The sequence below is a fragment of the Bacteroidetes bacterium endosymbiont of Geopemphigus sp. genome (genome assembly GCF_002904345.1).
In the GTDB taxonomy this organism is placed as follows: Bacteria; Bacteroidota; Bacteroidia; order Flavobacteriales; family Blattabacteriaceae; genus GSPS2-BC2016.
On record NZ_PEIH01000005.1, the window covers coordinates 599,023 to 622,850 of the forward strand.

At 37.8% G+C, this 23,828-nt stretch carries 27 protein-coding genes, 1 other RNA gene and 2 pseudogenes; 1 reads left to right on the plus strand and 29 read right to left on the minus strand.

All coding sequences use genetic code 11. The annotated features are described in order from the left end of the window. Positions 1-1,127: 1,127 nt before the first annotated feature. The 4 genes from CS842_RS04235 to CS842_RS04250 form a co-directional block, all read right to left on the minus strand. On the minus strand, positions 1,128-1,577 hold the full coding sequence (locus CS842_RS04235; RefSeq protein ID WP_103327627.1) for a hypothetical protein: 450 nt from the start codon (positions 1,575-1,577) through the stop codon (positions 1,128-1,130). A 245-nt stretch (positions 1,578-1,822) separates the two neighbouring features. Beyond that, positions 1,823-2,338 carry a hypothetical protein gene (locus tag CS842_RS04240; protein ID WP_103327628.1) on the minus strand — a complete coding sequence of 172 codons (516 nt, stop codon included), beginning with the start codon at positions 2,336-2,338 and terminating at the stop codon, positions 1,823-1,825. 1,067 nt (positions 2,339-3,405) lie between these two features. Further along, a complete protein-coding gene (locus CS842_RS04245; RefSeq protein ID WP_103327629.1) occupies positions 3,406-4,389 on the minus strand; it encodes a glycosyltransferase family 2 protein in 984 nt (327 codons plus the stop codon). Continuing rightward, positions 4,386-4,931: a DUF4199 domain-containing protein gene (locus CS842_RS04250; RefSeq protein ID WP_103327630.1), complete on the minus strand. Its 546-nt coding sequence runs from the start codon at positions 4,929-4,931 to the stop codon at positions 4,386-4,388. Before CS842_RS04250 ends, CS842_RS04245 begins: the two co-directional genes overlap by 4 nt. Before the next feature lie 46 nt (positions 4,932-4,977). Here CS842_RS04250 and ffs point away from each other — a divergent pair. Further along, an RNA gene (gene ffs / locus CS842_RS04255) (signal recognition particle sRNA small type) lies at positions 4,978-5,076 on the plus strand. A gap of 23 nt (positions 5,077-5,099) precedes the next feature. Here the strand turns inward: ffs and guaA are convergent. The 25 genes and pseudogenes from guaA to CS842_RS04340 all read right to left on the minus strand — a co-directional run bounded on the left by guaA (position 5,100) and on the right by CS842_RS04340 (position 23,824). Further along, positions 5,100-6,638: a glutamine-hydrolyzing GMP synthase gene (gene guaA, locus CS842_RS04260; protein WP_103327631.1), complete on the minus strand. Its 1,539-nt coding sequence runs from the start codon at positions 6,636-6,638 to the stop codon at positions 5,100-5,102. Positions 6,639-6,646: 8 nt separating this feature from the next. Beyond that, a complete protein-coding gene (locus CS842_RS04265) occupies positions 6,647-7,555 on the minus strand; it encodes a phosphoribosylamine--glycine ligase (protein ID WP_322746648.1) in 909 nt (302 codons plus the stop codon). Next, on the minus strand, positions 7,552-7,932 hold the full coding sequence (locus CS842_RS07595; RefSeq protein WP_322746647.1) for a phosphoribosylamine--glycine ligase N-terminal domain-containing protein: 381 nt from the start codon (positions 7,930-7,932) through the stop codon (positions 7,552-7,554). Before CS842_RS07595 ends, CS842_RS04265 begins: the two co-directional genes overlap by 4 nt. A 30-nt stretch (positions 7,933-7,962) precedes the next feature. Further along, positions 7,963-9,474: a bifunctional phosphoribosylaminoimidazolecarboxamide formyltransferase/IMP cyclohydrolase gene (gene purH, locus CS842_RS04270; RefSeq protein ID WP_103327632.1), complete on the minus strand. Its 1,512-nt coding sequence runs from the start codon at positions 9,472-9,474 to the stop codon at positions 7,963-7,965. Positions 9,475-9,564: 90 nt separating this feature from the next. Then, entirely contained in the window at positions 9,565-10,077 is a 513-nt protein-coding gene (locus CS842_RS04275; protein WP_103327633.1) for a formyltransferase family protein, read from the minus strand. A 149-nt stretch (positions 10,078-10,226) separates the two neighbouring features. Then, the gene (locus CS842_RS04280; protein ID WP_103327634.1) at positions 10,227-10,682 is read right to left on the minus strand and encodes a penicillin-binding transpeptidase domain-containing protein; all 456 of its coding nucleotides are present in this window, start codon (positions 10,680-10,682) and stop codon (positions 10,227-10,229) included. Beyond that, positions 10,672-11,436 (minus strand): AIR synthase-related protein, encoded by a 765-nt coding sequence (locus tag CS842_RS07945; protein WP_410468501.1) that lies wholly within the window; start codon positions 11,434-11,436, stop codon positions 10,672-10,674. The genes CS842_RS04280 and CS842_RS07945 overlap by 11 nt, the downstream gene beginning before the upstream one ends. Continuing rightward, a complete protein-coding gene (locus CS842_RS07950) occupies positions 11,418-11,525 on the minus strand; it encodes a hypothetical protein (RefSeq protein ID WP_410468518.1) in 108 nt (35 codons plus the stop codon). The genes CS842_RS07945 and CS842_RS07950 overlap by 19 nt, the downstream gene beginning before the upstream one ends. 92 nt (positions 11,526-11,617) lie before the next feature. Then, positions 11,618-11,776, minus strand: a pseudogene (locus CS842_RS07955) (phosphoribosylformylglycinamidine cyclo-ligase); the annotation flags it as partial. A 105-nt stretch (positions 11,777-11,881) separates the two neighbouring features. Next, positions 11,882-12,625, minus strand: a complete 744-nt coding sequence (locus CS842_RS04290) for an amidophosphoribosyltransferase (protein WP_103327635.1) — start codon at positions 12,623-12,625, stop codon at positions 11,882-11,884. 37 nt (positions 12,626-12,662) lie between these two features. Then, positions 12,663-13,094 carry a hypothetical protein gene (locus CS842_RS04295; protein ID WP_195909873.1) on the minus strand — a complete coding sequence of 144 codons (432 nt, stop codon included), beginning with the start codon at positions 13,092-13,094 and terminating at the stop codon, positions 12,663-12,665. Between the two features lie 58 nt (positions 13,095-13,152). After that, the gene (locus CS842_RS04300; protein WP_103327637.1) at positions 13,153-13,488 is read right to left on the minus strand and encodes a hypothetical protein; all 336 of its coding nucleotides are present in this window, start codon (positions 13,486-13,488) and stop codon (positions 13,153-13,155) included. 89 nt (positions 13,489-13,577) lie between these two features. Then, positions 13,578-15,008 (minus strand): adenylosuccinate lyase, encoded by a 1,431-nt coding sequence (purB, locus tag CS842_RS04305; RefSeq protein WP_103327638.1) that lies wholly within the window; start codon positions 15,006-15,008, stop codon positions 13,578-13,580. 24 nt (positions 15,009-15,032) lie between these two features. Then, positions 15,033-16,322 carry an adenylosuccinate synthase gene (locus CS842_RS04310; protein WP_103328032.1) on the minus strand — a complete coding sequence of 430 codons (1,290 nt, stop codon included), beginning with the start codon at positions 16,320-16,322 and terminating at the stop codon, positions 15,033-15,035. Positions 16,323-16,976: 654 nt separating this feature from the next. After that, positions 16,977-17,141, minus strand: coding sequence for a hypothetical protein (locus tag CS842_RS07600; protein WP_322746646.1), 165 nt, complete (start codon positions 17,139-17,141; stop codon positions 16,977-16,979). Then, positions 17,142-17,396 carry an ATP-binding cassette domain-containing protein gene (locus CS842_RS07605; protein WP_322746645.1) on the minus strand — a complete coding sequence of 85 codons (255 nt, stop codon included), beginning with the start codon at positions 17,394-17,396 and terminating at the stop codon, positions 17,142-17,144. Between the two features lie 17 nt (positions 17,397-17,413). Further along, on the minus strand, positions 17,414-17,740 hold the full coding sequence (locus tag CS842_RS07610; RefSeq protein ID WP_322746644.1) for a hypothetical protein: 327 nt from the start codon (positions 17,738-17,740) through the stop codon (positions 17,414-17,416). Positions 17,741-17,807: 67 nt separating this feature from the next. Continuing rightward, positions 17,808-18,233, minus strand: a pseudogene (locus CS842_RS07615) (ATP-binding cassette domain-containing protein); the annotation flags it as partial. 795 nt (positions 18,234-19,028) lie between these two features. Next, the gene (groL, locus tag CS842_RS04320) at positions 19,029-20,660 is read right to left on the minus strand and encodes a chaperonin GroEL (RefSeq protein ID WP_103327639.1); all 1,632 of its coding nucleotides are present in this window, start codon (positions 20,658-20,660) and stop codon (positions 19,029-19,031) included. Positions 20,661-20,684: 24 nt separating this feature from the next. Continuing rightward, positions 20,685-20,963, minus strand: coding sequence for a co-chaperone GroES (locus CS842_RS04325; RefSeq protein WP_103327640.1), 279 nt, complete (start codon positions 20,961-20,963; stop codon positions 20,685-20,687). A 185-nt stretch (positions 20,964-21,148) separates the two neighbouring features. Beyond that, positions 21,149-21,382, minus strand: coding sequence for a preprotein translocase subunit SecG (gene secG / locus CS842_RS04330; protein ID WP_103327641.1), 234 nt, complete (start codon positions 21,380-21,382; stop codon positions 21,149-21,151). Positions 21,383-21,386: 4 nt separating this feature from the next. Continuing rightward, positions 21,387-21,539 (minus strand): hypothetical protein, encoded by a 153-nt coding sequence (locus CS842_RS06875; RefSeq protein WP_195909874.1) that lies wholly within the window; start codon positions 21,537-21,539, stop codon positions 21,387-21,389. A gap of 63 nt (positions 21,540-21,602) precedes the next feature. Beyond that, positions 21,603-21,758: a hypothetical protein gene (locus CS842_RS06880; RefSeq protein ID WP_195909875.1), complete on the minus strand. Its 156-nt coding sequence runs from the start codon at positions 21,756-21,758 to the stop codon at positions 21,603-21,605. A 292-nt stretch (positions 21,759-22,050) separates the two neighbouring features. Then, positions 22,051-22,563: an LPS assembly lipoprotein LptE gene (lptE, locus tag CS842_RS04335; RefSeq protein WP_103327642.1), complete on the minus strand. Its 513-nt coding sequence runs from the start codon at positions 22,561-22,563 to the stop codon at positions 22,051-22,053. Further along, entirely contained in the window at positions 22,553-23,824 is a 1,272-nt protein-coding gene (locus tag CS842_RS04340) for a sigma 54-interacting transcriptional regulator (RefSeq protein WP_103327643.1), read from the minus strand. The genes lptE and CS842_RS04340 overlap by 11 nt, the downstream gene beginning before the upstream one ends. Between the last annotated feature and the right edge of the window lie 4 nt (positions 23,825-23,828).

Sequence of the window (23,828 nt, forward strand, 5' to 3'; positions counted from 1 at the left end):
AATCTAGTATTTATTTAGAGTCGTGTTTGAATAAACAAAATTTATTAATCGCGCATACGATTCTTAATCTCTGAAAAATTGAAATAAGAACCCATCAAATAGGCCAGGAACCTAAAACATCTTAATTAAAGGGATAAAAAATTCTAATAGATATCTATATATATAATAATTATTATTTTTAATTTGTTTTTTTATTACTAATTTACTGTGGTAATAATTAAAATGTATTTTTGATGAAACTATTTACTTTTTTACTTCTTCTAGCTACGCTTACGCAGGCACATAGATAGGAATCGGCACCTAAGACTCCAGAGAGCAAGATGGATATCATCGGAGATATCAGAATTGGCAATCAAAGCAGGGAAAATGATCAGTTCAAGCCATAAACTTTGAGATGGAATACAGGTAAAGATTGTTTTGAAGGGGGATCCATGGAAAAGAATAAAAAATACCTTAGAATAAAAGAAAATTACTTCTTCTTCGTAATTTTCTCAGCAAAATATCATGCTTTACATACTTATGGAAAAGGTGGTTGGGAAGACGGAAAATCAATACGCGTTAAATTTACTCCTATAAGAGGGAAATAGTGATATAACGAAAATATCGGAGATTTTACCATACCTGAAGACGACTTTTATAGAATTAACGGAAGAATACGTTTACATGTCACCAATAAGAATAAAGGTTCTTTTAATGAAGACTTTAGTGATTTTATAGTAAGTATAGAAGACAGAAGTACACTATTTGCGCATAAAGTATTTAATATATTATAAAAGAGACTGGGAGAGTATTACCTGTTCCTTGTGAACAAGGAGAGGCTGCCCCTGGAGAGTTTTGTACGCCCTATCTTAGAAAAGGGAAAAAGCTTGGACTATCAATACAGATAAAATGTCTTTGAACCCTAAAAAAAATATTTCGATATAATGAAATTAATTTGAAGCTCAAATTCAATAAAGGCATTATCTCTTTTATAAAGTACATATTTTTGGAAATCTTAAGAGACAAGGCAAAGGCCTTGTCTTAATTATTCAAAATTAGCATGTATCAATTGCAGAATATCATCTCTATGGCAGGTATAATTACAGACTAAGGAGGGATTTAACTTTACAAGGTGTATAAAGAAAAGCTTAGGTTTGTCTTTCTTTAAAAAGAACTCTTTTTTGTGAAGCGGTTATTGAATATCGAGCTAATGTAACTTCTTCGAGCTCCTTAGCCAGACTGTGCAATCCCTCCGTAATTTTCTTTACGCGCTGATCCGATATAGGAACGAGACTCTTGGTGTATTGCCTGAAAAGAATCGGATTGATACCTATATAACGCGCAAAGGCACTTTTATTAATCATTTTGTAGTAACCGAAAAACTGCTCGATATCTATCACAAAGTTCAGTTTTGCTTTTTTCCAGCGACTTACATCCTTACCTGCAGCCTGTAAAGACAAAATATGGTCATTCAAAACTTCCTGAAAACTTGCCTTTATCTGACTTATATTTTGCGCAGCTGTAATGAGATGATCGATTTCTCTAAAATAACCTGTAAATCCCTCAGAGGTCTTTTCTATAATGGCAGTGAGTTTCATATAATAAATAGTTTTTTTTTTAATTTTTTATTGACAAGAAATGCATTTTACATTTTAAGTAAGTCTGTTATTGTCATTTGCGATATCATAATATTACTTTAGGTTATTTACCATCATATCTCATTTTCGTGTGCTTCACATCTCCTCTTAAAAGAGGGCTGTTCTTTGATTGTTTTTAGATTTAGGTCTTTTACATTCCCATTTCTTTTGGATGAGTTTCTCGAAAGAACTGTTAGAAACAGAAGTCATGAGAGGATTTTGATGTCTAAAAGACAAATTTGATAATAACGCTCTTCAATGAAAAAGAACGGTATTTCGAAAGTTGCATTAGCGGACTTCGAAGATCGTAATAGATGGGATATTTTATCATCAGATATTCCGAGCTTTTCTGATAAGTTATGCTCACTTGGACGTATGTCTTCATCCTCTTTATAAACCAAACAGGAAACATCGACATCTGGAACGATCTCATCATAACGTTCTTGAAGAGAGCAATAGGTCCTAAAACCCGGAAGTTCTTTTTTAGCCGTAAAACGCTCTTTAATTTTCCTAATTCCATAAGGAAGAAAGCTTATCCATGAAAAAAAATAAATTTTCTTTTTCTGAGTTCGCCCTGTCCCCTGCGGTGTAAAAACAGGTACGATACTTTTATACCTGATTTGCTTAATTCTAGGTAAAGAAATTTTTGCTTTAAAACGCGAATATTTATCAAGAAAAACTTTCTCTATTAAGAGATATTTTATTTTACTAATTTTATTCATAATATTTTAAAAATAAAAGTTAACAAATATTAAATTAAATCAAAGATACAACTTTAATGAAAATTTTAAAAATAATCTTAAAATTTAATATAAAATACTGATATTCAGAAATTTTAAAACACTATGGTAGGTATAAAAATTAATGTATATTGAAAATATATATTACAAGCAAATATATTTAATAACTATTAATTAATATAAAAAATTATATATAAGATAAATCAAATTGACTTATGAAAGTCTCCTGATAATAAGTTGTTAAAGTTAAAAAACTTATTTTATAGGTTTAAAATTTTTATTTTTAATAATATTCATCGGAATATATTTACTAAAATTTGATAAAAAATTTATTCCCTTTTCTATAAAAGAAGTTTTTTGCATAAAAAGCAATAGTAAAATTCATGAACAAATAGCATTTTAATCAAAAAAAACTTATAAATAAAGTAAATAATATTTATTATATGCAATATAAAATACCATAATTTTTATAAAAAATTTTTTTATACAATAATAAAAAAATGAAACATTATATTTAAATAAATGTTAAAATTTAAATTTTATGAAAAAATGGATATTTTTCTTACTACTCGTTATATCCTTATCATGTGATAATAATTTAACATCAAAACACTTATTCCATTCAGAAAATAAAAGATCTTTGGAGGGATTTATAGAAGAAAACACAGATAAAGAAAATTAAGATTCTCTCCTAAAAAGGACGATACGAATACAGAAGCTGAACTATATGAGGCATGGTTTGAAAGAGAGTATCGATGGTAAAGGGTAAACTTAAGTTATTTCTATTTCGGTTTTAACAAGCGTTAACGCTTGTTACCACTATCATATCATTCTTATAAACTTTCTTATTTTTATTGGTAAAAATAAAAAACTAGAAGCTAAGTTTATCAAACTTCTAAGTTTACGATTATTTTACTTGCGGTAAATTTCTGAGAAATCAGAGATTTCACCCCTGACTATAGATAATTTTTGATATTTTACACAATAAAAAAATATAAATGAAAATTTCTCGCTTTATCAACTTTATAAAAAGATTCAATAATTCTTCTTTAATTTTCTAATACGTTACTTCTAGATCCTATATGGGTCTCTATAATTTTGCAAATATTCACCCGGCGGTATTTAGTCTGGATCAACATTTCTCCCAGAAAACCCGCTAAAAAAAGCTGTGTGCCTATAATCATGCATGCCAATGAAATATAAAACCATGGATTTTCAGTAACTGAAGTTACTTGCTTCCGTAATGAAAGTTTATAAAGATTATGAGTGCCAATATAAAAAGAAGAAAAAAAACCCAGCAGAAAAACAAAGCTTCCTGCTATGCCGAAAAAATGCATAGGACGTTTTCCAAAATGAGAAATGAACCATAAGGTCAAAAGATCTAAAAAACCTTTCAAAAAGCGATCATTACCGAATTTTGACTGGCCATACTTTCTGGGTTGATGCTGAACAATTTTCTCGGTGATTCGTAAAAATCCTGCTTGCTTTACCAAAATCGGAAGATAGCGATGTTGCTCGCCATACACATCGATATGCTTAATCACATTAGACTTATAAGCTTTTATACCGCAGTTAAAGTCATGTAGAGGTAATCCGGAAGTCTTTCGAGCTACCCAATTGAAAAATAAAGAGGGAAGAATTTTAATCAACCATGGATCTTTACGTATTTTTTTCCAGCCGCAGATCAAATCATAATCTTCTCGAGTAATTTTCTCATAAAGCTCAGGAATCTCTTCTGGAAAATCTTGTAAATCAGTATCCATAGTAATTACTACTTGTCCGCGCGCCTCTTGAAAGGCCAATTGTAAGGCATAAGACTTGCCAATATTCTTGCGCAAACGTATAGCGCGCACCTGCTGATCCTGCAAACTCAAGGTCTGGATCTTACACCAGGAACTATCTGTGCTGCCATCATCGATAAAAAGAAGTTCATAGGTGTAATCATGCGCGGAGACTACCTTCTTAAGACGCTCATAGAGCTCCTCTATAGAAGATTCTTCATTAAATAAAGGAAGGATGACCGAGAGATTCATGTGGAATGCTTTCTAAAGAACAGGCCAATCAATAATGAAAGTACAAAGTAATAGAAAAAACAGAAAATCACGTAAAGAAAAAAGCTCCAGATATTAAAAAGAGTATTCCTATCGATGGCTTTAACGCGCTGCTTATACGCTTGCAAACCGTAGGTCTGGACCATTTCGGCTTTATTTCGTTCAAACCAATAGGAAAAAATCCCTTTTTTAAGTAAGTTTTCTGCCTGAGGGTCTATAAAATTGAAAAACAAAAATATAGCAGCTAAAGAAAGTATTCCTCCGGTGCAAAGAGTCAAAAAGGGCCATCCAAAAGACTGCAACAAGGATAATTCTTGATGTTTTGTACTTTGTACATAAGCAACCATTACCGCAAAAATCGCATAGAGCAAAGGCATAATAAAAGCGCTAGAAAGCACCGAGGAATAAAAATAATCCGCTTGCTTGAAAAATGCGTAAGTGACTAAAAAAATGAGGATACTCATGAATGCCAAAACCGCACCGGCCCTTAAGGGAGATGAAATGAATTTATTACCTACAGACATAAAAGACCTTTACTAAAATTACAGATAAAATGACTACCTTTGGACCTGGCAAGTCCCGCACAACCAGCTCCTTTTGAATCCTCCAGGGTGGGAACACAGCAAAGGTAGAAGGTTGTAGCGGTGTGATGCGGGTCGCTTGCCTTTTTCATTTCAATTTTATCCTTTTGATTATTCCCATTCTATGGTAGCCGGAGGTTTGGGGCTGATATCGTAAGTCAGACGATTGATACCTTCTACTTCATTAAGTATCCTGGAGGAGACCTTTTCTAAAAATTCATAAGGCAAATACGACCAACGCGCTGTCATAAAATCACTTGTGTCCACAGAACGCAACACAGCCGTATAAGCATAGGTACGCTCATCACCCATTACCCCTACGGATTTCACCGGTAGTAAAACCACAAAAGCTTGCCCTAGTTGATCGTAGAGCTCATGTGCTTGCAATTCATAGATAAAAATTTGATCAGCTTGTTGTAAAATATTAAGTTTTTCCTGTGTGATCTCACCTAAAATACGCACTGCCAAGCCAGGTCCGGGAAAAGGATGACGATATACCATCTCTTTGGGTATCCCCAAGCTCATTCCTAATTTTCTTACTTCATCTTTAAATAAATCACGTAAAGGCTCGATGAGCTGTAAAGACATCTTCTCAGGTAGACCGCCGACATTGTGATGGGATTTAATGGTTGATGAAGGACCTTTTACGGAAATCGATTCGATCACATCTGGGTAAATGGTTCCCTGGGCTAAAAACTCAACTCCTTTGATCTTCACGGCCTCTTCGTTAAAAATCTCCACAAATTCCTTGCCGATGATCTTGCGTTTGGTCTCAGGATCGGAAATTCCAGCTAAAGCAGATAAAAAGCGCTTGCTCGCATCTATCATATGAATATCCATGTGGAAATGTTTTCCATAGGTATCCATAACTTTTTGCGCTTCATCCTTGCGGAGCAAACCCGTATCAACAAAAATACAGCTTAGTTTTTCACCGATAGCTCGATGGATCAATACAGCTGCTACAGAAGAATCCACACCACCTGACAGGCCTAAAACCACTTTTTTATTCCCCACCTTCGTCCTGATCTGCTCAATAGCAGTTTGAGAAAAATCCCCGATTTTCCAGTTTTTCTCGCAATGACAAATTGCGAAAATAAAATTTTGCAAAATTTCTCCACCATAGGTGGTATGGGCTACTTCGGGATGAAATTGTACCGCATAAATTTTATCGTGCTCATTAGCCAAAGCGGCACTGCAGACAGCGGTATGTCCGATGACATTAAAATTTCCAGGCACATGGTTTACCTCATCGAAATGACTCATCCAAACATTAGATTTCTCAGGCAAGCCTTTTAATAAAGGGCTTTGAGGGTCATCCACAATAAAATCAACCGGGCCATATTCAGCTTGCCTGCCACGCGATACTTCCCCTTTAAAAACGTGTGCTATAAGCTGCATTCCGTAACAAATACCTAAAACAGGTATACCCTGCTTAAACAGGTTTTGAGAGAGTATACAGGCATTTTCTTCATTAATCGAGGAAGGACCTCCCGATAGTATAATTCCACGTGGCGAGTGAGCAAGAATTTCTTCTAGTGGAATATCATAAGGTAATAATTCGGCATATACTCCCATCTCGCGGATACGGCGGGCGATAAGCTGGTTGTATTGTGAACCAAAATCTAGTATCAGTATGGATTTGTGTTTCATAAAATATTTTAAGACAGACCTATGCCCTTTCTATAGAAGGTGTCTGTAAAAGAAATTTTCTTTACTGCTTCGTAGGCGTTTTTATAAACCTCCTGAGCAGAGGTGCCTATACCTATAATATTCAATACACGTCCTGCAGAGGTGATCCAACGATCGTTCTCTTTCTCAGCCCCGGCGATATAATAGGATGTATGTAGTGTCTCGAGACCGGTGATCTCATATTCCTTTCTGTAAGGTCTTGGATAGCCTCCAGAATCCATAACCGCAACACAAGAGTGGGCGGGCTTCGAGGAAATTTCTATGGATTCTCGTTTTATAGCCTTTTGTATCGTCTCCAAAAAATCACTCTCCATAAGAGTAAAAATAGACTGTTTCTCTGGATCTCCCGTACGTAGATTATCTTCCAAAAGATATACCCCTATTTCGGTAATCATCAGTCCAACAAAGATCACACTGGCAAAAGAAAGATTTTCAGCAGATAAACCTTGCAGGATGGGGGTCAAAATATTTTCATCAAAATCCTGCCAGATGGCCTCACTTATATGAGGATTGGTCGCAACTACCCCAATACCTCCTGTATTAGAACCGGTTTCTCCTTCACCGATTTTTTTATGATCTTTAGCAGAGAGAAAAGGGGAAATTTCCTTACCATTAAATACTGATAAAACCGAAGCTTCCTTGCCTTGCAAGCATTCCTCGATAATTACTTCATCCGCGGCACCGGGGCTAAAGATTTTATCTTTCATCATCAACTCTAGAGCTTTAAAAGAAAATTCTTTATCTTGAGTTATAATCACTCCCTTTCCCGAGGCTAAACCACTGGCTTTAATCACTACTGGATAATTCAACTCATCGAGGTAAGCTACGGCATCGGAAAAATAGGCATAAGCTGCCGTGCGCACTCCATATTTTTTCATAAAATCTTTGCAAACACCTTACTGCCTTTAAGCTTCGCTGCCTGTTTATGTGGTCCGCATATGGGCAAACCTCGCTGTAGAAAAACATCTACAATGCCCTCTACCAAAAGCACTTCCGATCTCACTATGGTGAGATCTATACCTTTTTCAAGAGAAAAATCAGCTAATGCCTCAGAATCGCTCAGGAAAACATTTTCACCCATTTGAGCTGTTTCTCCATTGCCGGGAGCAAAATAGAGTCGCTCTAATTGAGGGTTTTCTAGTAATTTTTTCCCGATGGCATGTTCTCGTCCACCACCGCCTATAACAAATACCTTCATGAATAAAAATTGGCAAAAGCGCTCAAATATAAGTAATTCCAAAAGGGAAAATTGCAAGTCACAACAGCTCTTTTTTTATCTTGGTTCTTAATGTTTAAAATGCCGCATGCCACTCATAATCATAGGAAGACCGTAGGCATCACAGGCAGCTATCGAATCGGCATCGCGCAGAGACCCTCCTGGTTGAATAAAAGCTGTAATACCTTTAGAAGCTGCTTGATCTATCACATCCCTGAAAGGGAAAAAAGCATCTGAAGCCAGCACCAGATTTTCAGATGATTTTTCCAAGGCTCGCCCTATCGCCTGAGAGCTTGCCCAAATGCGATTGGTTTGACCACCGGCAATCCCCAGAGCTTGGGTGGAACGAGCTACCACTATAGCATTAGATTTGACATGCTTAACCACTCTCTGCGCAAAACACAAAGCCTTTATCTGATCAACTGTAGGCTTGGCTTTTGTCACTACCGTATAATCGGTAAAAAAGTGCTCATCACGCTCTTGAACGAGAATGCCACCGTCTGTTTTAAAGTATTCGAGCTTATCTGATATGGGGGTTTTTATACGGATAAGACGTAAATTCTTTTTTATCTTAAGTATTTTTAATGCTTCTGCGCTAAACTCAGGCGCTAATATGATCTCTAAAAAAATATCCTTCATCAGCTCAGCGGCAGCTTTATCCAAAGGGCGATTTACCGCTATGATACCTCCAAAAATAGATATCGGATCGCATGCATAAGCTTTTTGATAAGCCTTTGAAATATCTTTACCTAGAGCTACACCGCAAGGTGTAGCATGCTTTAGAGCGCAAGCGGCTGGATCAGAAAATTCCGACATCAGTTTCCAGGCGGCATCCATATCGCGAAGATTATTAAAAGACAATTCCTTACCCTGTATTTGTTCAAAATCACAAAAAGCGCCTGATCCGGTGGTACTGGTATAATAAGCTGCTTTTTGATGAGGATTCTCCCCGTATCGCAAATCAAAACGCTTTTTATAAGAAGCATTGATAAAGACAGGGAAATTCTCTTGTAAAAGCCATTGGGAAACAGCTGCGTCATAGGCAGCGGTAAGATTAAAGACTTTTCCGGCAAGCTTCTTTCGCAGATCTGAAGAGAACTCCTTTTTTTGAGAGAGTTCATCCTGAACGATTTGATAATCTGCTATGTCGGTAATCACTAGCACATCAGAAAAATTCTTTGCCGCGGCGCGCAACATGGTCGGGCCGCCGATATCGATAAATTCAAGCTTTCCATGAAAGGGAAGATTTTCATTAGCTTTCTCAAAAAAAGGATACAAATTGACCACAACCATATCCACAGGAGCGATATGATGCTCAGAGAGCGTATGCATATGATCCTTATTCTTACGCTTAGCCAGAATTCCTGCATGGATAACAGGGTGTAAGCTTTTGACGCGTCCCTCTAAGATTTCCGGAAATTGAGTAAGCTCAGCGATCTCCAAAGGCCGTAATCCAGATTCCTGAAGATATCGAAAAGTTCCGCCTGTAGAGAGGATTTCATACCCCTGGGTCTCTAAAAATCGAGCAAATACAAGTAAACCGGTTTTATCAAATACGCTGATAAGGGCTCTTTTTTTCATATATCTGATGTCTTTTACGAATCATTTTTGCAATGGGCCTTGATTTACCGAAACCTATTCAAGATCTTTGATAAGAAGCTTATGCTCGAGTTAATGGATTTTTTTGGCCAAAGACTCAGGAGTTTCTACGGGATCTATGGTGCAAGATTTTTGAAGAATGATCTCGCTGGCATCGACCTCAGGAATCACATAATGCACTGTAGCTGCTGATTGAGTTTCCTTGTTTTTCAAAACAGCTCGGTAAACTTTCATGTCATACATGTCCATACCTCCGTATTTAGACAAAAGAGACGGATGCAAATTTATGAGCTTTCCGGCCCATTTTTGACAAAAGTCGCCATCTAAAATGGAAAGAAAGCCAGCCATAAGGATCAAGTCAGTATCCTTTTGAAGAATACTATCGATATTTTTACAAAATTCAAGGCTTCGATCAAGACAAAAGTTTGGTATTTCTTCTTTTACATAATGCGCTAAGGCAAAACAATCTCTATCGGAAATCATCTTATAAATATTCAGATATGGAAGACGTCCATCTTCTATAGCCTGCAAAAGATTTAGTAGATTACTCCCTTTTCCCGAAACCAAAACAGCTGTTTTAATCATTTTAAAGTGGATGTTTTTTTGAATAAAGTCTATTTAAATAATCTATAGCCTCTGACCTAGCTTGTTTCCCTGCAATAAGCGTCGGTTTTTTTTCATACTCGGCGTAATGAGCAAAAGCATACAAGTTCCCCCTTGCTTTTTTATCCATTCTATAAACCAGTACGCTTGATAGTAGCCGCTCTACCGGTCTTTACATAGAACTCCCATGCATCGGACAATTCCTCAGAAAAGAGAATATTTTGAGTATGCCTATGAGCCTCTTTGGAAACGTGCAACTGATTCTGTAATAATTTGCTAAGAAAATCCACTTGTTCCATTACAGATATCTGAAGGTTGCTTACAAGCCAGGAACGAGTAAGACCATCATTTTTTCCGGGATTTCGCGAAAGATCGCGATTTCCATAATTCCATTGATTGACATAATTCTGAAATTTCTCCCGGCCAAGCTTTTTAATGATTTCCTGCGAATACCATACGGTACTACGATGCGTCCAAATACCAGGATAAGCCTTCACATGCCACATAGGAAATCTCGCTTTATATTCTTTTTTATAAGACCACTCAGGATGAAATTCATCATAAAGGATACCGTTGTCAAAGCCCATATAAGGCAATAGGAATTTTAAAAATAGAACAAAGCGAATGGAGTATTTGTATATCACCTTTTTCAGTAAGCAATCGCCCGTTTTGATCTTGTAAAAGGAAAGCGCTCCTTTGAGCGAAAAGAACTTCGCTTAATAAGATAACGAGCCAAAGGAAGATGAAATTTTTAATTATAGTTTTTAAATAGTACATCATTTTTTTAAAACTAATCTTCTCAGGACCTTTTTCAATAGATCCTATTACAAAAAACTTCTCACCAAGCGATCTCATATATTGAAAAACACCATTCCGATCCTCAGGAGAAACCACTACAACCATACCTATGCCCATATTAAATGGACCACACATCTCCTCTTGAGGTATTTTACCTATGGATTGAATAAGCTCAAAAACAGGCTGTACCGGAATTTTCAACACATCGATAAGTGCATATAAACCCTCTAGTATAATTCTGGGAATATTTTCAAGAATCCAGCCACCGGTAATATGCGCCAAACCATGAATAGTAAAACGCTCTAAAAGCCTATGGACAATATCGTTATAAAGTCGTGTAGATTTTAGTAGCGCTTCATAAAGAGAATACCCATGAAAATCTTTTAAAAGATCTTCACGTGAAAAAATCTTGCGAATAAGTGAATAGACATTGCTGTGTACCCCTGAGAAAAGCAAGCCTATGAGAATATCCCCTTGCTGAACACTCGCTGTGTCATCAATAATCTTTTCGCGCTCAACCACGGCTACGCAAAAACGGGCCACATCGTAATCGACCGATTAGTACATGCTCGGCTCTCTGAAGTTTCCCCTCCGATAAGGGCTGTACCGGTAGCCTTGCAAGCGCCCGCCATTCCGGAGATGATCTGCACAAGGCGATATCCGCGTTGAGCTTGCTACAAACGGTATAATCCAAAAAAAACAAAGTCTTGGATCCATTACATAAAATATCATTAGCACACATAGCAAAACAGTCAATACCGATAGAGGAGTATTTTTTATAATCCAGAGCAAGACGCAATTTAGTACTTACTCCATCGGCTCCCAAGACCAATACAAGATTTTTGTATCCCGAGAGTTGATAAAAAGCACCAAATCCTCCCAAGCCATTGAGAACATTTACATTGTGTGTCTTTTCTACGGCTTTTTTTTATTTTCGCTACTGTTCGATAGCCTTCTTCTTTATCTACACCGTCCTGCTTGTAAGTACTCATAAAGCCATATTTTCTTTAATAGAATTATTTTTTTGAACAGGATAATTTTCTATAAAAAATCCAAAATAATAATCAGTACCCTGCAATATCTTCTTAAGATTCTTCACGCTCAAAAAAACCAAACTATCTACACCTAATATCTTAGCGATTTGTTTATCGGTTAAACGAGCTGAGATTAAGTGTTTCTTATCAGGGGTGTCTATCCCAAGAAAACAAGGAACTACAATAGGGGGCGAGGCGCTGCGGAAATGGATCTCCAGAGCGCCGGATTTTCGGAAAAAATCCACTAGTCGACAACTGGTAGTAACGAGTACTATGGAATCATCAATGATCACTATGCGTTTACCTTTGACTTCGCTCATTATGGAATTGAGCTTCAAATGTACACTGACAGTTCCCGAAGCTCTTGAGCAGGCGCTATAAAGGAGCGGTTGATAAACTTCTGCCACATGGGTAGTGGCCAGACGAATCTGGTTGTCACAGGTACTATAACCACGGGCGGCCTCGGTGGTTATTTTTCTCTGAGGTAGCTTTCCTGGCAAGGTCTGCTCTAGGGGTTCATTAGGATCAGCCGATCCGATTAATCGCATTGCCTGATAGACAAAAGTCCGTCCTGAAAGTGGATCACATATAGCTCCTCCAAGGCAAGTGGAGGCTCCGCCAAAAGGTTTGATTTCAGTAGGATGGTTATGTATTTCGTTTTTAAAAAGCAGTTGCCATTGCTGGATTTCGTCATCCACCTTGATATCGATATCTAGCGTGCAAGCATTGATCTCATCAGAAATAACCCAGTCTCTCTAGATATCCTTCAGCACGAAGAGTTTTGGAGGTGATAATGACGAGATCCATAAGTGTCACAGGTTTTTCTTCCCTTTTTAATAACGCTTGGGTGTTTTGATAGTTTTGAAAGATATTTTGCAGCGTCTCCTGAAAAATTCCCTCAAAAGCAATATTTTTTAAACAAGTAATAAAGCTCGTATGTCTACAATGGTCGGACCAGTATGTATCGAATACCCGCAATTCTGTCTCAAAAGGATCGCGTCTTTGTTGCTGAAAATAATTTTGGATAAAAGAAAGATCTTCATAGCTCATCACAAAGCAATGGACTTTATAAAAACGCTCCAGTTCATCAGATGAAAATTGCCGAATTTTATCTATAATAGGAATTTTCATAGGAGCCGAATGGACGGGAAGCTCGAGCAATCTCAAGCCCTTCTCACGAGCCTCAACGGCGTTTATACAATATTTTTTGACTTTATCTAAATCTTTATGGAGGTAAGTCTATCAATTCGATAAGGCGTCCGCTACGTACAATAGCATCTGCTTCTGGAGCGATGATTTTGATATATTGCGTAGCGGAATCAGCTCGTTGACCATACTGACCAGGAAGATATTCAATAGTGAAGTAAGGATACGTTGAATAAAAATTTTCATGTACCGTATCGGTGACCTTATCGGAAAAAACGCGATAAAGCACCTTATCATAGTGCGCCTCATCAAGCTGAAAAATATCGTATATGTCGTATATACGAAGATCTTCAAAGTGTTTTCGTGAAGAGACATCAAAAGAAGTTTTTTTTTGAATATAAATTCTTTGATTCATGATGTTTTCGAGAAAATAAGAGGAAGTGTAAATAAAAATCCAAAAATATAGTTCATATCAATATATTAAAAAATAAATTCTTAAAAATTTCAAACACTGAGGTCTTCATTAGGTGTATCGATTAAATCTTTATGTCTTTCCAAGAGCGGATCTACCTGTTCCTCAATAAAATTCACCGTCTGCTCAGAAGCAAAGCCTGTAAAATTTTTTGGATAAAGCAAATCCATTAGTTGCTTTTTATCGATGTTGATTTTGTTATCGTTTACTATTCGCCCAATCAAATCATTTTCTTTCCCCCGAATTTTCACTACCTGAGCAGCTTGCATGGAATGAAGACGAATACGCTCGTGCAGCCATTGACGGTCCCCTCCATTTTTTACGCCTTCCATAATAATATATTCGGTAGCCATGAAAGGAAACTCTTCCTTTATATGTTTTTCAATCATTTTAGGGTAAACCACCAGGCCGTCCATAATATTATTCCAGATTAGCAAAATAGCATCTATAGCGAGAAAAGCTTGAGGTATCACCAAACGTTTATTGGCCGAATCGTCCAGTGTGCGCTCTAACCATTGGCTAGCAGCTACCATAGCCGGGCTCGAAGAAAGCGATATGGCAAATTTCGCCAAAGCTGCGATGCGTTCACTGCGCATGGGATTGCGCTTATAGGCCATAGCACTTGAACCAATCTGATCTTTCTCAAAAGGTTCTTCGATTTCTTTAAGATTTTGCAATAGTCGCAAATCATTGGTAAACTTATGGGCCGATTGAGCGATATTGGATAGTAAATACAATACTTGAGCATCGAGCTTACGGTCATAGGTCTGACCGGTGACGGCAAAACGTTTTTGAAAACCAAAGCGTTTTGAGAGTTGATCATCCAGCTTTTTTACTTTCTCAAAATCGCCATTAAAAAGCTCCTTAAAGCTGGCTGCAGTTCCTGTAGTACCTTTCACACCTCGAAAACGTAAGTTTTCAAAGCAAAACTCACATTCCTCAATATCCAGTAAAAGGCTTTGTAGCCAAAGGCTAGCGCGCTTGCCTACCGTGGTAAGCTGAGCCGGCTGGTAGTGTGTAAAACCCAAAGTGGGAAGTTCTTTATACTCCAAAGCAAAGTCGCGAAGGCGCTTAACAAGTCGTACCATTCTTTTAAAAAGAATCTGCATACCATCACGAATCTGAATCAAATCGGTATTATCTCCTACAAAGGCACTGGTAGCACCCAGGTGAATAACAGGCCGGGCCATGGGAGCCGCATCAGCAAGAGTATGTACATGAGCCATTACATCATGACGAAACTTTTTCTCATAATTCCTTGCTTTTTCAAAATCAATATCCTCAAGATGTGCTCTTAACTCTTGAAGCTGTTCCTCGGAAATATCCAAGCCAAGGGTCTTTTGTATCTCAGCTAAAGCCAGCCAAAGCTTGCGCCAGGTGGTGAATTTTTTGTGTGGGGAAAAATTGTAAAGCATATCTAAACTTGCATAACGCTCTACTAAAGGATTTTCATATCGATTCACAAAGAATGATTTTTGATTTTTGAATTAAAACAAGTCTAATTTTTTGATGATGTTTTGCCGACGCTCTGGCCCTACAGAGATGATGTCTAATTCTATTCCCATAAACTTTTCTATAAATCTCAGGTACTCCTTACAATTTTCAGGAAGCGCTTCATAAGAGGTCACCCGTGAAATGTTCTCTTGCCATCCCGGTAGGTCGATATATACAGGTCGCATCTTTTCAAGGGCCTCGCTTGAAGCAGGAAATTGATCTGTTCGGGAGTGATCTGTTTTTTCATAGGCGATAGCTATGCGAAGTCTTTCAAATCCAGTAAGTACATCGAGCTTGGTCATTACCAGGTGGTTAATACCGTTAATCATACAAGCATAACGCAAGGCCACCAAATCGAGCCATCCGCAACGTCTTGGTCTTTTAGTAGTAGCTCCATACTCATGACCCTTATCTCGAAGTTCCTCTGCTGTACTATCTTTTAATTCAGTAGGAAAAGGACCTGAACCAACACGTGTACAATAGGCCTTAGTTACGCCGATAAAATTTTTTAAAGCCGTAGGCGGTATCCCCGCCCCTGTACATACCCCACCGGTGGAGGGCGAAGAAGTAGTCACATATGGATAAGTGCCATAGGCTATATCTAATAATATAGCCTGTGCGCCCTCAAAAAGAAGTTTCTTCCCACTCTTTAAAGCCTGATGAATCTCGTAAACACTATCAATAATACGGGGGCGTAATTTATCGGCATAGCCCATATATTCTTCATAAATGGGTTGAAAATCCATAGGAGATTTACCGTATACGCAATCTATGATTCGATTTTTATACTCAAGATTGATCTTGAGTTTTTCATAAAAAATTTTTTCATCAAGCAAATCAATAGCTCGGATTCCTATCCGAGCACTCTGGTCTTCATAAGTAGGACCTATACCTCTGCGGGTAGTTCCGATAGATCGTGCTCCACGTAATTCTTCTTTATAATCATCCAAAAGGCGGTGATAAGGCAAGGTAATATGCGCACGATTGGCTAAAAATACTCCCGAGGTATCCAGCCCGCGGCTTTCAAGCATTCCAAGCTCCTCGAGCAAAGCCCTTGGGTCCACTACCACTCCAGATGCAATAAGACATTTTTTTCCCGAATGTACTACCCCTGACGGAATGAGATGCAATACAAAAGATTCCCGATTGATATGTAAAGAATGGCCAGCATTATTGCCACCTTGATAACGAATGATGTAATCAGATTTTTCAGCCAGCAGATCGGTAATCTTTCCTTTACCTTCGTCTCCCCACTGCAGTCCTACGATGATGCTTGAGAACATTTTATTTAGATGCTTAATAAGTTTATTTTGTAAGGCAAAGGTAATTTTTATCGATAAGGGAAAACCACCTTTTATTAAAAAATCTTCCCCCTCTTTTTGAATGGCTTCCCAAAGCAGTAATTTCTTATCGAGTTGCTTGCGCAGATGATCATAAGTGCTCATTTGTTCTGCCTTTGGCGGAACGCAGAGAAAGTTTTTTTCACTCTCGGCAATACTTTTTTCCAGGACCTGAATTTCAACTTCTACTTTGTTGATTTTATTCTTAAGCTTTTTTACCTCTTTTTGATAATACCTCTCTTTGGTAAGGTCCTGCTCTTTGAATTTTGCAAAAACAGGAGTGACTTTTTCGATTTGACGGAAATTTTTCGCTTTTCTCATCTGAAGATACTCCTGGATGCCTCCTAAAAACTCATTGACTTTCCTTTCGCGGAATTCGTACACCTTAGATATAAGGCCTTGTAAAAAATCACGGTCATGGGAAACAAGGATCAGCGTGCCTTCATAATTTATCAAAGCCTTTTTCAGCACCTCTTTTGAAAGCATATCTAAGTGATTAGTCGGTTCGTCCATGATAAACACATTAAAGGGCTGAAATAACAATTTGCAAAGAGCCAAACGGCTGCGATCACCGCCTGATAACATCTTAACTTTCTTTTACACTTGATCACCACTAAATAAAAAAGCACCTAAAAAATCCCTGGTCCACTTGCGCGTTTCTTCCGTAGCAGCTTCCTCAAGCTCTTCCAAAACGGTTTTATTAGCTTCTAAAATATCCGACTGATTTTGAGAAAAATATCCCAGTTTTACATTATGTCCCAATTATACCTCACCGAGATGAGGAAGCTCCCGAACGATAATTTTTGCTAAGGTAGATTTACCTTGCCTGTTTTGTCCGACAAAAGCTATTTTTTCACCCCTTTCCACAGTGAAACTCACATTAGAAAAGATAGTCCTTGTGCCAAACGATTTGGAAACCTTTTTAATTTCAATTACCAACTTTCCAGGATTTAGAAAAGAATTAAAGCGAATGTTCATCAACTTATGATGAATATCTTGAGCTTCAATACGATCCATTTTCTCTAAGCGCTTGATCAGACTCTAAGCAAAAGCAGCCTTTGAAGGGGCTTATAACGAAATTTTTCGATCAACTCCTCTGTATACTTAATATGCTTTTCTTGATTCTTTTTTGATTGCAAGAGTTTTTCATGACGCTCTTGACGAAATTCTAGATACTGTGAATAGAAACATTTATAGTCCTCTATTCCTCCATGAATAATTTCTATAATACGGTTGGTGACTTGATTAAGAAACTGCTTATCGTGAGAAACTAAAACTATAGCACCTGGATAATTTTTTGAAAAATCCTCCAGCCATAAAATACTGTCGATATCCAGATGGTTGGTAGGCTCATCGAGCAATAGTTACCTCATATTTTTGCAATAAGAGCTTAGCGAGTTCTATACGCATGCGCCATCCGCCGGAGAATTACTCGGTGGAGCGCGAAAAATCTTCAGAAGAAAAACCCAATCCCAATAATATTTTCTCGATATTCTCAGCAATAGTATATCCTCCGAGGAGGTGATACTGCTTGGTAAGTTCAGAAAATTCTTCTATGATTTTTTGATAAGCTTTGCTTTCATAATCAGTACGCTCGCTAAGAATTTCATTGATCTCTTGCAAAGACTTCTCTATAGTTTTTATTCTCTCAAAGACGCTTTCGGCCTCCTGCCATACGGTACGATCCTTTTTAAAATCGATGTCCTGTCTCAAAAAACCCACATTAATTTCTCCTTCACGAGAAATTTGTCCCTTTTTAAGAGAGAGTTCCCCGGAAAGGATTTTTAACATAGTAGACTTTCCTGCTCCATTTTTACCAACCAACCCGATACGATCTCCGTAATTAATACGGTAAGAAACATGCTCAAATAAGGTGTCGCCGGCAAAGTCGAAAGAGGCGCGTTATGTAGGTGAATCATTTGTAAACTCTATTCAATTTATTCAGAAGAAACTAAAAACAACAATTTATAAATTTGAGCAATCAATGATCAATATTATTTTGACAGATAGCCTCACTGTGCAGGCGTACATCCCTTGAATTTCCACTTCAAAAGTACCATATTCGAAACTACAAGTGCATATATCGACTTAGAGACACAGGTTACTTAGCAAGTTTACCGTTATTAGAGAAAGCTTATTATCTGGATAATAGATTTCTCACTATAGAGCTTTCTCACAGGTTCTATAAAGTTGATCAAGATCTTAATCAAATTTCTTATCTCAACCTTTGATATCTCTTGATAAGAAGATTCTTATCCTAATTATAGCGTTAACCTTTCTGACGTTAAAAAAACCTAAGGAGATAGGTGAGAAGAATTTTATATACCCAAAATAAGGAAATAAACACTAGCCATAACAAATCAAGCACTGAACAACAAATATGTTGACAGTTTTGATAATATGAAAGCTCAAGAAAAAAATGAATTTTTTAATTTGAGTGTTATGAAACAATACAGAGCTAAGAAGAATTACAATGTGAGGTTCTACATGATAAAATCCCGGGAGAAAGACATTTCAAATAAATAAAAAGTTTTTTTTGAATTCTTAAGATTTAGTAATTAATGTTTATATATAAAATATATGGGTATATAAAAGCCCATAGCACTTAACGCTACGGGCCTCAAAGAAATGATTCATATTTAGAAAACATTACATCATACCTCCCATTCCACCTCCGGGCATCGGAGGCATAGCAGGCTCATCTTTTTTGATTTCGGTAACGACACACTCGGTGGTAAGTAGCATACCTGCCACTGAGGCGGCATTCTCTAAAGCCACACGAGCAACTTTAGTCGGATCAATAATACCAGCGGCGATCATATTTTTATATTCGTCCTCTTTAGCATCATATCCAAAGTCATCTTTACCTTCGGCTACTTTTGATACGATCACAGAGCCTTCTCCACCAGCATTAGCTACGATTTGACGCAATGGCTCCTCGAGGGATCTTCTGACAATCTGTATGCCGGTATCTTGATCAGGGTTATCTCCTTTGAGGTTTTCCAACGCATTAATACTACGTACTAATGCAACGCCCCCTCCGGCGACTATACCTTCTTCAACAGCAGCGCGTGTAGCATGCAAAGCGTCATCCACACGATCTTTTTTCTCTTTCATTTCTACCTCAGAGGCAGCTCCTACGTAAAGTACAGCTACACCTCCAGCTAGTTTAGCTAAACGCTCTTGAAGCTTCTCTTTATCATAATCTGAAGTAGTGTTGTCAATTTGAGACTTGATTTGATGAACACGTGCTTCGATAGATTTTTTATCTCCCGATCCATTAACAATAGTAGTATTGTCCTTATCGATACTTACTCTTTCAGCACGCCCCAATATGTCAATCTTAGCGTCCTCTAATTTTGTACCGGTTTCTTCAGAAATTACCGTACCCCCTGTAAGGATAGCAATATCTTCCAACATAGCTTTCCTTCTGTCTCCAAATCCTGGAGCTTTTACGGCTGCTACCTTCAAGGCGCCGCGAATTTTATTTACTACCAAAGTAGCCAAAGCTTCTCCATCCACTTCTTCAGCGATGATCAATAAAGGCTTGCCAGATTGCGCAACAGGCTCTAGCACCGCAAGCAAATCTTTCATCACGGAAATCTTTTTGTCGCAGAGTAAGATGTAAGGATTATCTAGCTCAGCGATCATCTTTTCAGTGTTAGTCACAAAATAAGGTGATTGATAACCGCGATCAAACTGCATACCCTCCACTACATCTACGTAAGTCTCCGTACCTTTAGCCTCTTCAACAGTGATAACACCCTCTTTACCTACTTTTCCGAAGGCTTCGGCGATAAGTGTACCGGTTATCTTATCATTATTAGCAGATATGGAAGCGACTTGCTCAATCTTCTGGCTGCCCACCTCTACCTGCTGAGATTGTTTCTTAAGATCTGAAACGATATTCTCAACGGCCTTGTCTATTCCTCTTTTGAGGTCCATAGGATTAGCGCCCGCAGCTACGTTTTTAAGTCCTTCACGGACAACCGCCTGAGCTAATACGGTAGCTGTGGTGGTACCGTCTCCGGCCACATCATTGGTCTTAGAGGCGACCTCTTTTACCATTTGCGCGCCAACATTCTCAATAGGATCTTCCAGCTCGATTTCCTTAGCTACGGAAACGCCATCTTTGGTGACATGTGGAGCGCCGAAAGATTTTTGCAATACCACATTGCGCCCTTTGGGCCCGAGAGTAACTCGAACAGCGTTCGCAAGGGCATCGACGCCTTTTTTTAACTTATCTCTTGCTTCGATATCAAATTTGATGTCCTTTGCCATAATTTTTATAATTTTTATTTTTTCTTAGATAATTGCTAATATGTCAGATTCGCGCATGATCAGATAGTCTTCTCCTTCATGCTTCATCTCTGTTCCTGAATATTTTCCGTACAATACTTTATCTCCGACTTTTACAGTCATGGGTTCGTCTTTCTTACCTGCCCCGAGAGCTATTACTGTGCCTTGTTGAGGTTTTTCTTTAGCCGTATCAGGGATAATGATTCCTGAGGCTGTCTTGGTTTCTGCCGCATCGGGCTGAACTAGTACCCTGTCTGCTAGTGGCTTGATTTTTACATTTGCCATAGTTAGTAATTTGATTAGTTGTTTTCTATTAGACTTCTAACGGTAGAGCGAAAAATATGCCAGGTTTTTACAAATTGTAAAACAAGACAAAATTACTTCAGTAAAAAGACAATTTGGCATAAAAAGCAAAAAGCCGAAGATCAGTCTCCAGCTTTTTCATTACAGAATATCGAAAAATTTGTGCACTAAAACTTAAGAAGATAATTGAATATCAAAATCAAAATAAATAAAAGGAAAGAAAGCGTCCAGGTGGCTTTTTCAAGAAAATCGCTGGTACGCTGTACACCAAACATTTGCGATCCCTGGTCCCCAAAAGTTTGCGAAAGACCCCCTCCTTTAGGATTTTGAATCATAATGACTGCCAAGAGCAGGAGTGAAATTACAATAAGAAATACAGCTAATAATACGTACATTCCCATGAATTCAATTTTTATCAATTTTATCCTCTAAAGAACGAATCTTATCGGCAAAGAAACCACTTTTTTCAGGATATTTCAAAATTAATACCTTATATTCTTTTAAAGTCTTGGTATATTTTTTCTGATCTATATAGAGTCGCGCCAAGGTTTCATCCATCAAATCATCCTCATTAACCCAATGAAAATTAAAATGAGTTTTAGAGATTAAAGCATGATCCTTTCAATTAAAAACAGATCCACTATAGTTTCGAAGAAATCGTTCTATAGTTTTAAATTTTTTATTTCCATTTTCAAAAGCTGTTTCTGCAGAGGCAAAGTGTTTTCCTAATGCAAGCCATTGATGAAAAGCATAACGATTTTTCGAAATATTTTTCATCGCTACGGGTTTTTTCCTGAGTTCTGGAAGATATATCAGTGGTAAGTGTCTTTATATCACTCACGAGTGATATAATTAAACAAAAGACTTCAATCTGCAGAATAGAGAGTAGTTATTTTTAGTTGTTCCGAAAAATCGGGCATCGCTTTTGTGAAGAATCTTCAGGTAAAGCATCCGTAAGGGTTGAAAATAAGGAAATTTTCAAAGCTCGCTGCAAAATCGTAGGTCTTTGACCTCTCCCTGAAAAAGTCTGCGGATGAGAAAATCCAGTCGTTCTGTCTCTTTTTTTTCATCACCAATCGTTAGCTACTTTGTTATAAACCTTATCAACAATTTGCTCCACAAGCATGGGTATCAATCTATCTTGAACCGCAACGGAAAAAAGCGTTTCATTTGCTGAATATTCCCCATGAGCTTCAAAATCTTGCTCAAAAGATCGCTTAATCTCTTTGTTATTGGTATAACATAATCGAATCTTTATCGTAAGACGTGTTTTCTGCGCTTTACCAACTTCAATATTTACAGGAATCTCGTTATATTTAAGAAATTCCCCTTCAAGTACGATATCTCCCGCATTTTCTAAGGACTTTAGATTTGTGCGGCTGTTAAAAATGTTTCTCAATTCATCCATAAATTTAGGCGCTAACCCTGTTCCAGGAAAACATGAATTGTCTTTCACCGGGTTAATCTGTATAGTTTTTACCTCTGAATTTAAAGAAGAAGCGCCTCCTGAAAAATTGTAACAACTTGATAAAAGTATCAGAGAAAAAATCGAAAGTCTATGTAAAATACACTTAAAGTCCATACTGTTTGATTTTTCTGTAAAGGGTGCGCTCGGATATACCTAATTCATGAGCAGCCATTTTACGCCTTCCCTCGTTGCGTTTTAAAGCTTTTCGAATAAATTCAATCTCCTTTTCTTGTAAGGAGAGAGATTCAGAAATCAGACGTTGCTCTTGTTCTTCATGAATCTCTTCATAGTCAAATTCTTCTTCCAAAAGATTAAATTCATGGGTATCTTCAATGCGGTAGAGTGGTTCGGAATCTAAAGGTTCAACACTACGTGCAGGTATATCGCCAAAGACTTTTTTCACCAATTTTGGATGGTCCTGTTCAAAGCGATGGGTATCTCCTGGATGGGTACGCATGAGTTCAAGGGTTAATGATTTCAAGTCGTTCAAATCCTTGCGCATATCAAACAAAACCTTGTAGAGCAGATCCCGTTCGTTGCCAAAATCTTGCCGAGGAATCTCTGAGGAAATAGCAGATGAAAGCAATGGAACATGTTCGGGGAGATATTCTTTAATTTTTTCAACTGAAATCTCCCTGTTAGTTTCCACTACGGAAAGCTGCTCGGCAAAATTCCTTAGCTGTCGAATATTTCCCGGCCACGGGTAATTTTCTATATAGGACATGGCCTCAGCGCTCAATCTTATTACAGGCATATGGTACTTTTCCGCAAAGTCCTGAGAAAATTTTCTAAAGAGAAGTGCGATATCACCTCGCCTTGCACGCAGAGAAGGCAAATCAATTTGAATGGTATTAAGTCGATAATAAAGATCCTCGCGAAAACGAGTCTTTTTAATCGCTGCGAGCATATTAACGTTAGTGGCAGCGACGATTCGAACATCTGTTTTCTGAATTTGTGAGGAACCCACCTTTAAAAATTCGCCTGATTCCAAAACACGTAAAAGCCGAACCTGAGTAGTTAAGGGCAATTCGCCTACCTCATCGAGGAATATCGTCCCTTTATCTGCAACCTCAAAATAGCCTTTGCGCAAAGCTGTAGCTCCGGTAAAAGCACCTTTTTCGTGACCAAAAAGCTCACTGTCGATGGTACCTTCAGGGATGGCGCCACAATTCACGGCGATATAAGAATGATGCTTGCGTGAAGAAAGCTGATGAATGATCTTCGGAATAAATTCCTTACCTACGCCACTCTCACCAATAACAAGCACCGAAATATCCGTAGGCGACACCTGTATAGACTTTTCTAAAGCTCGATTCAGCATTGGATCATTACCAATAATTCTAAAACGCTGCTTAATGCTTTGAATACTTTCCATGGTT

Excerpts from the sequence above, each read along its gene's own strand:
- CS842_RS06880 (WP_195909875.1), bottom strand. The coding sequence starts at position 21,758 with ATGAAAAATATTTCGAAAAATCGTTATGCTTTTCATCAATGGCTTGCA.
- CS842_RS04250 (WP_103327630.1), bottom strand. The coding sequence starts at position 4,931 with ATGTCTGTAGGTAATAAATTCATTTCATCTCCCTTAAGGGCCGGTGCG.
- CS842_RS04275 (WP_103327633.1), bottom strand. The coding sequence starts at position 10,077 with ATGATTAAAACAGCTGTTTTGGTTTCGGGAAAAGGGAGTAATCTACTA.
- CS842_RS04245 (WP_103327629.1), bottom strand. The coding sequence starts at position 4,389 with ATGAATCTCTCGGTCATCCTTCCTTTATTTAATGAAGAATCTTCTATA.
- CS842_RS07950 (WP_410468518.1), bottom strand. The coding sequence starts at position 11,525 with ATGGCGGGCGCTTGCAAGGCTACCGGTACAGCCCTTATCGGAGGGGAA.
- CS842_RS04325 (WP_103327640.1), bottom strand. The coding sequence starts at position 20,963 with ATGGCAAATGTAAAAATCAAGCCACTAGCAGACAGGGTACTAGTTCAG.
- CS842_RS07605 (WP_322746645.1), bottom strand. The coding sequence starts at position 17,396 with ATGGATCGTATTGAAGCTCAAGATATTCATCATAAGTTGATGAACATT.
- CS842_RS04300 (WP_103327637.1), bottom strand. The coding sequence starts at position 13,488 with ATGAATCAAAGAATTTATATTCAAAAAAAAACTTCTTTTGATGTCTCT.
- guaA (WP_103327631.1), bottom strand. The coding sequence starts at position 6,638 with ATGAAACACAAATCCATACTGATACTAGATTTTGGTTCACAATACAAC.
- CS842_RS04340 (WP_103327643.1), bottom strand. The coding sequence starts at position 23,824 with ATGGAAAGTATTCAAAGCATTAAGCAGCGTTTTAGAATTATTGGTAAT.
- secG (WP_103327641.1), bottom strand. The coding sequence starts at position 21,382 with ATGGGAATGTACGTATTATTAGCTGTATTTCTTATTGTAATTTCACTC.
- lptE (WP_103327642.1), bottom strand. The coding sequence starts at position 22,563 with ATGGACTTTAAGTGTATTTTACATAGACTTTCGATTTTTTCTCTGATA.
- CS842_RS04280 (WP_103327634.1), bottom strand. The coding sequence starts at position 10,682 with ATGGGCTTTGACAACGGTATCCTTTATGATGAATTTCATCCTGAGTGG.
- CS842_RS04310 (WP_103328032.1), bottom strand. The coding sequence starts at position 16,322 with ATGTTCTCAAGCATCATCGTAGGACTGCAGTGGGGAGACGAAGGTAAA.
- CS842_RS04235 (WP_103327627.1), bottom strand. The coding sequence starts at position 1,577 with ATGAAACTCACTGCCATTATAGAAAAGACCTCTGAGGGATTTACAGGT.
- groL (WP_103327639.1), bottom strand. The coding sequence starts at position 20,660 with ATGGCAAAGGACATCAAATTTGATATCGAAGCAAGAGATAAGTTAAAA.
- purH (WP_103327632.1), bottom strand. The coding sequence starts at position 9,474 with ATGAAAAAAAGAGCCCTTATCAGCGTATTTGATAAAACCGGTTTACTT.
- CS842_RS04265 (WP_322746648.1), bottom strand. The coding sequence starts at position 7,555 with ATGAAAAAATATGGAGTGCGCACGGCAGCTTATGCCTATTTTTCCGAT.
- CS842_RS06875 (WP_195909874.1), bottom strand. The coding sequence starts at position 21,539 with ATGGATGAAACCTTGGCGCGACTCTATATAGATCAGAAAAAATATACC.
- CS842_RS04240 (WP_103327628.1), bottom strand. The coding sequence starts at position 2,338 with ATGAATAAAATTAGTAAAATAAAATATCTCTTAATAGAGAAAGTTTTT.